Source organism: Streptomyces carpinensis, assembly GCF_002154505.1.
In the GTDB taxonomy this organism is placed as follows: Bacteria; Actinomycetota; Actinomycetes; order Streptomycetales; family Streptomycetaceae; genus Streptomyces; species Streptomyces carpinensis.
Genome location: NZ_MUBM01000377.1, coordinates 1 through 7364, shown reverse-complemented (window position 1 = coordinate 7364; position 7364 = coordinate 1). Strand labels below are relative to the sequence as shown.

At 73.5% G+C, this 7364-nt stretch carries 4 protein-coding genes and 2 pseudogenes; 2 read left to right on the top strand and 4 right to left on the bottom strand.

The window, feature by feature from the left end:
- The 4 genes and pseudogenes from BZY54_RS39225 to BZY54_RS39215 form a co-directional block, all read right to left on the bottom strand.
- Positions 1-556: NUDIX hydrolase (locus BZY54_RS39225; RefSeq protein ID WP_086730130.1), on the bottom strand; the 556-nt coding region annotated here is incomplete at its 3' end.
- 131 nt (positions 557-687) lie between these two features.
- Positions 688-1183, bottom strand: a pseudogene (locus tag BZY54_RS39220) (glycogen debranching N-terminal domain-containing protein); the annotation flags it as partial.
- Positions 1184-1200: 17 nt separating this feature from the next.
- Positions 1201-1437, bottom strand: a pseudogene (locus tag BZY54_RS55695) (glycogen debranching N-terminal domain-containing protein); the annotation flags it as partial.
- Positions 1438-1920: 483 nt separating this feature from the next.
- Positions 1921-3597 (bottom strand): DUF4192 family protein, encoded by a 1677-nt coding sequence (locus BZY54_RS39215; protein WP_086730129.1) that lies wholly within the window; start codon positions 3595-3597, stop codon positions 1921-1923.
- A 363-nt stretch (positions 3598-3960) separates the two neighbouring features.
- On the opposite strand from BZY54_RS39215, the gene BZY54_RS39210 reads away from it, so the two are divergent.
- Positions 3961-6126: a RecQ family ATP-dependent DNA helicase gene (locus tag BZY54_RS39210; protein ID WP_086730128.1), complete on the top strand. Its 2166-nt coding sequence runs from the start codon at positions 3961-3963 to the stop codon at positions 6124-6126.
- A gap of 272 nt (positions 6127-6398) precedes the next feature.
- Complete coding sequence (locus tag BZY54_RS39205; RefSeq protein WP_086730127.1) at positions 6399-7013, top strand: hypothetical protein; 615 nt, start codon at positions 6399-6401, stop codon at positions 7011-7013.
- Positions 7014-7364 lie beyond the last annotated feature (351 nt).

The window sequence follows — 7364 nt, the reverse complement described above, 5'->3', positions numbered from 1 at the left end:
CGGTGAACTCGGGCGGGCAGAAGGCGGTCGCCAGCGACGAGTACTCGATCTTGGAGCGGGCGCGCTCCACTCCGTCGGCGAGGATCTGGCCATGATCGAAGGCGAGCGGGGCCAACGGCTCGCCGTCGCGGTCGTAAGCGCCCTGCTGCAGCAGTTCCTCCACGGGCGCCCAGCGGGCGTTGCTGGCGTCGCCGCCCGCCCGCGGCGCGGGCAGATCGGGAGCGAGGGCGAGGTGGGCGACGCTGACGACCCGCATGCGCGGGTCGCGCTTCGGGTCGCCATAGGTCGCGAGCTGCTCCAGGTGCGCGCCATGGTCCTCGACGGGAGTGGACGGGTCGTGCACCTGCAGTCCGGCCTCCTCGGCCAGTTCGCGCGCCGCTGCCTGCGCCAGGTCCTCGTCCGCCCTCACGAACCCGCCGGGGAGCGCCCAGCGTCCCTGGAACGGAGGCTCTCCCCTGCGCACCGCCAGCGCGCACAGGGCATGCCGGCGCACGGTCAGCACGACCAGGTCCACGGTGACGGCGAAGGGCGGAAAGGCTGACGGGTCGTAGGGCATGCCGCGATCATAGTCGTCTGCCTGACGATAAACACTCCCTTCGTCGGCCGCATCGATGGCTGATCCACTGTCCTCCGCCGTGCGTCCCACGCTCCGCCGCCCGCCTCCGTCCGCAGACACGTCGTCCGAGGTCACACTCCCAGTCGCAGTCCGTCGGCAGCCTCCTCGACCAGGGCGAGTCCGAGTCTGCTGACCCGTACGGAGAAGGGGCCCCGGCGACCCGCAGTCCCGTGAATCCGATCTCGCCGAGGGGCGCGGTGCGCACCGGGCGGAGTGTGACCGTCCGGGCCGGGACGTCCGGGCGGATGCCCGCGAGCGTGGTCAGCAACAGGACAGCGGCGGCCGCTGCCGTGGCCGAGGGACGGCAGGCGGCGGGGTGGAGCACGGGACTGCCGAGGTCGGGGCGCTGCTCCCCGGCGAACATCTCGGGCAGCGGTACCCGAAGGCCTCGGCCGCCGCCAGCAGGCCGCACAACAGCGAACCGGCCTCATTCTCCTAGCCTGCGGCGGCCAGGCCTGCGACGGCGACGGCGGTCTCCGCCACCCGTACGGCTCCGGCACGGTGACCGAAGGGGCTGTATCCCGCCTCCCTCGCGGCGAGACCGCGCAGCCCCCAGCCCGAATCCATGCGTCACGTGTGCGTTCCACGACGACGTCCGGGTCGCGGCCCGCGCCGGGAGAGGCCCGCAGGGTACCCACGAAGCGCGCGCGGTCGACCGCGGTCATCAGGGCCTGGGCGACCAGCGGCTCGCGCCCCGCGACCCGGACCTGACAGCGGGAGAGCAGGCGCCGGCCGGCACGGCAGACCCCTTCCAGTCCCCGACCGCTCAGCTGTCCCCGGGCGGTGGAGATCGCCGGCCCGGGCAGGGCCACACAGATCATGGCGTCGTGGGTCGAGGGCAGGTCCAGGGGCCCTCGCCGAGCGGACGGTGGCACGGTGTGGGGCGCTCTGTGCGTCGGTGGCGGGCGGCGTTCGCCCCCGTCAGCCCGGGGAAAACACGCAGGGTTACCCCCTCGCCCTGCATCCGATCCCCCGGCTGTCGGTAAGAACCCGCCGAGGACCGTACGGTCGCCGGCGGTGCAGGGCTAAGTCGGCTGGTGCGTGGGCGGCTTCCTCCGCGCTCTGTGGGCGCCCGGCGTGTTCGGTGCCTGGCGTGGGCTCCGGAGGATCAGGAGACGTGGCGGCGGAGTGTCCTGATCGAGCGTTCCGCCACTCAGGTGAACGGCGCCGGCCTCGTCCGGTCACGCCCGTGGCCGGGGAAGGCGACCGAACAGCGGCCGGGCGGATGCCGCGGGCCACCCGCCGGGTCAACCGGGAGCCCCTGGCCGGGTGATCACGCGTTGTCCTCGGTGCCCGCGAGGTGTTCACGCGTCGCGCTCGCGGGTGTCGCTCCGCGGGTCGGCGGCCGTGCGGCAGACGCCTCGACGGCGTGTGCCGCCCTTCGCCGTGACGCGCGGGCGGATGCGGCCCTGGTCCCTGGAGGAGCCCGGGTGCGGCGCGGCGGTCCGGGACGTCGCGGGGCGCGGGCTGTCGGTCCGGGAGGTCGCCGGACGCCCACCGTCCGAGCTCGGGCGTGCCAGGCCCGGTTCCTGCGCGCAGGACCGACGCGGTGGACGGGTCATCGCCTTCGGCGCCGAGGAGCGACTGCCACCGGTGCCGATCCCGGTGTGCGGCGCCCGGTGCTCGGCGACGCCTTCGGCAGTGCGTCCGTTCTCCACGGTGACGGCCTCCCGCGCGTCGCCCGTCATCCCACTGTCTTCCATGTCCTCCACGTCGTCCGCGTCGTCCGCGCCGATCAAGTCCTCCACGTCATCCGCCGTCTGTCGTGTGCTCCCCGCGTCGGCCCCTCCGGCGGCCGACCGCGCACGCCCGTCGCGCTCCGTGCGCTCCGTGCGCAGGCAGCGGCGGACCGATTCCGGGTCGAGGCCCTCGTTGCAGGCCTGGTGCAGAAGGCGGGCGAAGAGGTAGTCGGGGTCCGCCCCCAGAGCCATGGCGAACGCCTCCCGTGCCTCGATGCCGTCCCCGAGGGACCAGGCGACCCAGCCCGCGAGGGTCAGCGGCGCCGCAGCGTGTTCCCCGAACGGGCCGACGCAGCGGCGAGCCAGGGCTCGCCACAGCCTCAGTGCCGGCGCCGCCTCGTCCCCTTCCATCCACTCGGCCGCCCGGTCGCGCGTGGTGCGGTCCTGCAGGCCGAGGATCAGCGAGGCGGCTTCCTCGTCCTGGAGCAGTCGGTCGTCACCGAGGTCGGCCGCGGCGGTCCCAGAGGTGACGGGGGCGTCGGCGAACCGCCGCATGACGCGCTGGGCGAGCTCCAGGGTCTCCTCGGCCACCGCGGCACGGCTGGCCTCGTCGAGGATCCTGGGCACCATGGCCCGGCCGGCCGCGTCCAAGGCGATCTCCTGTGCCCGGGCGGCCGAGGTCTCTCCGGGCAGGAGCCTGGCCCGCAACTCCTTCAGGCTGCCTCGCACTTGGATGCCCGCGTAGGCGGCCGCGGCGGCCAGCACGGAGGTGCCGGGCAGCCCCATGGACAGGCCCTCGTCAGGACAGCACCCGTCGTTCGGGCAGCAGTAGGACCAGAAGCGGCCGCCGGAGATGCACAGCGCCTCGATCACCGGAACGTCGAGGCGGCCGCACTCCGTGCGGAGTTTCTGGGCCAGCGGCCGCAGCCGTCGCATGACCTCGCGCCCCGACTCGCCCGCCGCGGGCTCCTGGCAGAGGAAGGCGACCAGCTGCTCGGGTTTGGCGCCCCGGCGTTCGCTGCCTGTGATCAGGCCGTGTGCCATCTGGCGGGCCGCGGACGGCCAGTCGTCGCTGTTGAGCGGGATGCCGAGCCTGGCGCGGCCGCCGAACCGGCCGCGACCGCCCCGGTCGTGCAGCGCGACCAGGACGATGCTGTCCTCGGGCCGGTAGCCGAGCAGATACGGCAGGGCGTCCGCGAGCTCGGCCGGGGTGCGCAGGGTGACTTGGTGCTCGGGGTCGGGGCCTTCGTACGCGATGTCGCCGTTTTCGAATGGTCCGGTCGTTTCGCTGTGATTCGTCATGCGCCGACGATCTCGCGGAATCCCGATTTCCGCTTGAACCTGTGGATAAGTCCGGCCAGGGACACGTCAACCGAGCGGAGGAAGGGCCGTTCGGCCTTCCTCGGCCGGGTCGGCCGGAGGGTCGCCGGTCGGCGGCCGCACCGGAGACCAGTCCGGGTCGCGCCGTCGATCAGCCCCGTTCACACCGTCCATCGGGCCCGGTCGCACAGTCGCCCCGCCCGGCCACGCCGCCTGCCCGCCTGCCCGCCTGCCCCACGGCACCATCACACTGCTCGATCACGCCACGGGCCCGCCCGGTCACAGCACCGGCACCATCTGCCCGCCCCGTCCCGATTGTCAGTGCCGTCCTGTTGTATGGAGGGCATGGAGCACACGAGCAACGCGGAACTCCGGGCGGCGGCCGACACGGTTCTCGCCCGCCTCGTCGGCGATGGCACGGGCGCGGCCCGGCTGCGCGAGGACCAGTGGCGGGCGATCGAGGCGCTGGTCGCAGAGCGGCGCCGGGCCCTCGTCGTCCAGCGCACCGGCTGGGGCAAGTCCGCGGTCTACTTCGTGGCCACCTCCCTGCTCCGGGCCCGCGGAAGCGGCCCCACCGTCATCGTCTCCCCACTGCTCGCGCTGATGCGCAACCAGGTGGAGGCGGCGGCCCGAGCCGGCATCCACGCCCGCACGATCAACTCGGCGAACACCGAGGAGTGGGACACGGTGCAGGCCGAGATCGCCGAGGGAACGGTCGACGTCCTGCTGGTCAGCCCGGAGCGGCTCAACAACCCCGACTTCCGCGACGAGGTCCTGCCGAAGCTCGCCGCGGCGACGGGGCTTCTCGTCGTCGACGAGGCCCACTGCATCTCCGACTGGGGCCACGACTTCCGCCCGGACTACCGGCGACTGCGCACCATGCTCAGTGACCTTCCCCCCGGTGTCCCCGTCCTCGCGACCACCGCCACCGCCAACGCACGCGTGACCGCGGACGTGGCCGAACAGCTGGGGACCGGTGACGCCACGGACGCCCTGGTGCTGCGCGGTCCGCTGGACCGGGAGAGCCTCAGCCTGAGCGTGCTGCCCCTGCCCGACGCCGCGCACCGGATGGCCTGGCTGGCCGACCACCTCGACGACCTGCCCGGGTCCGGGATCATCTACACGCTCACCGTGGCCGCCGCCGAGGAGGTCACCGCCTTCCTGCGGCACCGCGGGCACACCGTCGCCTCGTACACCGGCAGGACGGAGAACGCGGACCGCCAGCAGGCCGAGGACGACCTGCTGGCGAACAAGGTCAAGGCGTTGGTCGCCACGTCGGCGCTCGGCATGGGCTTCGACAAACCCGATCTGGGATTCGTCGTGCACCTGGGGTCGCCCTCGTCCCCGATCGCCTACTACCAGCAGGTGGGCCGGGCCGGCCGCGGCGTCGAGCACGCGGAGGTGCTCCTCCTGCCGGGCAAGGAGGACGAGGCCATCTGGGAGTACTTCGCCTCGCTCGCCTTCCCCTCCGAAGACCTGGTGCGCCGGACCCTCGACGTGCTGTCCCGCGCGGAGGGGCCGCTGTCGCTGCCCGCCCTGGAACCCCTGGTCGAGCTGCGCCGGTCCCGCCTGGAGACCATGCTCAAGGTGCTCGACGTGGACGGCGCGGTCAGGCGGGTCGAGGGCGGCTGGGTCTCCACCGGCAGGCCGTGGACGTACGACACGGAGCGGTACGCCTGGGTCGCGCGGCAGCGGACGGCCGAACAGCAGTCGATGCGCGAGTACGCGGCGACGACGGGATGCCGCATGGAGTTCCTTCAGCGCCGGCTCGACGACGAGAGCGCCAGGCCGTGCGGCCGCTGTGACAACTGCGCCGGTGCCCGGTTCGCCGCGGACACCTCCACGGCGGCGCTGGACGCCGCGCGTGTGGATCTCGGCCGGGCCGGGGTGGAGGTGGAACCGCGTCGCATGTGGCCGACGGGTCTCCCGGCGATCGGCGTCGGCCTGAAGGGTCGTATCCCGGTCTCCGAACAGGCCGCGACGGGACGCGCCTTGGGGCGCCTGTCCGACATCGGATGGGGCAACCGGCTGCGGCCGATGCTCGCACCGCATGCCCCCGACGGCCCTGTGCCGGAGGACGTGGCGCGGGCCGTGGTGGGTGTGCTGGCCGACTGGGCGAAAGGGCCCGGCGGCTGGGCCGCGGGAGCCGCCGACGCGCAGCCGCGCCCGGTCGGTGTCGTCACCATGGCCTCGCGCACCCGGCCCAGGCTGATCCAATCCCTGGGCGCGCACATCGCGGAGATCGGCCGATTGCCGCTGCTGGGCACCGTGGACTACACCGAGGACGCGCACCGGTTGTCACGGAGCAACAGCGCCCAGCGTCTCAAGGCCCTCGACGGCGCGCTGGCCGTGTCGCCCGCGCTGGCCTCATCGCTCGGCGAGAACCCGGGGCCGGTGCTCCTGGTGGACGACTACACCGAGACCGGCTGGACCCTCGCGGTGGCCGCCCGCCTGCTGCGGAAGGCCGGTGCGCAGGGTGTGATGCCGCTGGTCCTCGCCGTCCAAGGCTGAGTACCGTCCTCGCCGTTCGGGGCCGAGTACCGAGCGTGTCGGGCCGACTGCCCACGCGTCGCGCGACAACACACTGGGTAGGGATATATGGCACGGGCCACCCGAAAACGGTCGGTGGCCCCAATTGCTCGTTGCCGCATCCAAGTTCGACAGGAAGAATTGAAGTCCGCTCCCCGCACGGTTCGGCCGTGATCCGGTAGGGCTCTGCTGCGGTGTGCGCTCCCCCGATTCCGACCCCGCCCGTGTGTGGGCGCGTAGCCGAAGGGAGGAACGTGACCTTCGGATTCGCTCCGTCATCGGCGGCATCGTTGCCGACGTCCGCCGCCTCCGCCCATCGCGTGCTCGAACCGGCGGAGTGGGCCGCCGCGGGCATCCCCCTGCTGCGCAATCCGCGGGAAGTCGTCAGCGGACTGCACGCCCGGCACCATCCCAGACCGGCCACCGCCGTGGTCGCGGTCCTCGACCCGGACGAGCGGCTGCGCGCCAGCGCCTCGTTCGTCCGCCGCCCGGCGCCCGCCGACGGCTGGATGTTCCGCAACGCACTGCTCGCCCAGCTGCGCCGGGTCATCCCGCACGACCTGCGGCGTAGAACTCCGGTGCGTACCGCCGTGCTGCTCTACTGCCGCGACGGCGACGCTCGCTGGACGGAGGAGGACGGCGCGTGGATGTGGGGCCTGCGTGACGCCTGCACCCTGCACGGTCTGCGCTGCGGGGCGTACATCACACTGACCCGGGACGGCTGGCAGGTGCTCGGCGAGGGCCGCGGCGGTCGCCGCCCGAACGCGTTCTCGACACCGGAACCCTTCGGCAGTGCCGAAACACCGCCCGCACCGCCTCGGACGGGGGGCGCGGCGTCCGAAGTGCTGCGCCGCGTGGCGGCCCGCTGAGGCACGCCGCAACCCGCCGGCCCTGACGGTCTCAGGGCTGCCACGGCTGCTTGTCGGCGCCCACGTGGTACGGCACTCCGCCGTGCCCGAGCGTTACGGCACCCCACCGTGCCAGAGCCCGAGCCACGGCCGCCGGGGCCGCTGGAGGGACCTGGCCGCTGCCGCCGACGGCACGGGGCATGCCGGGAGGCGCCCCGCAGTGTCTTTACGGCCTCACTCGTCCGCATCCGCCCAGGCTTTACACCGCCGCACACGCCAGCCTCACTCGTCCGCACACGCCGAAGTGCTCGTCCGCACGCGCCGAAGCAGCCGTCGCGCGGTGTCCCCGCTGCGACGGCTGCTTCGGCGCGT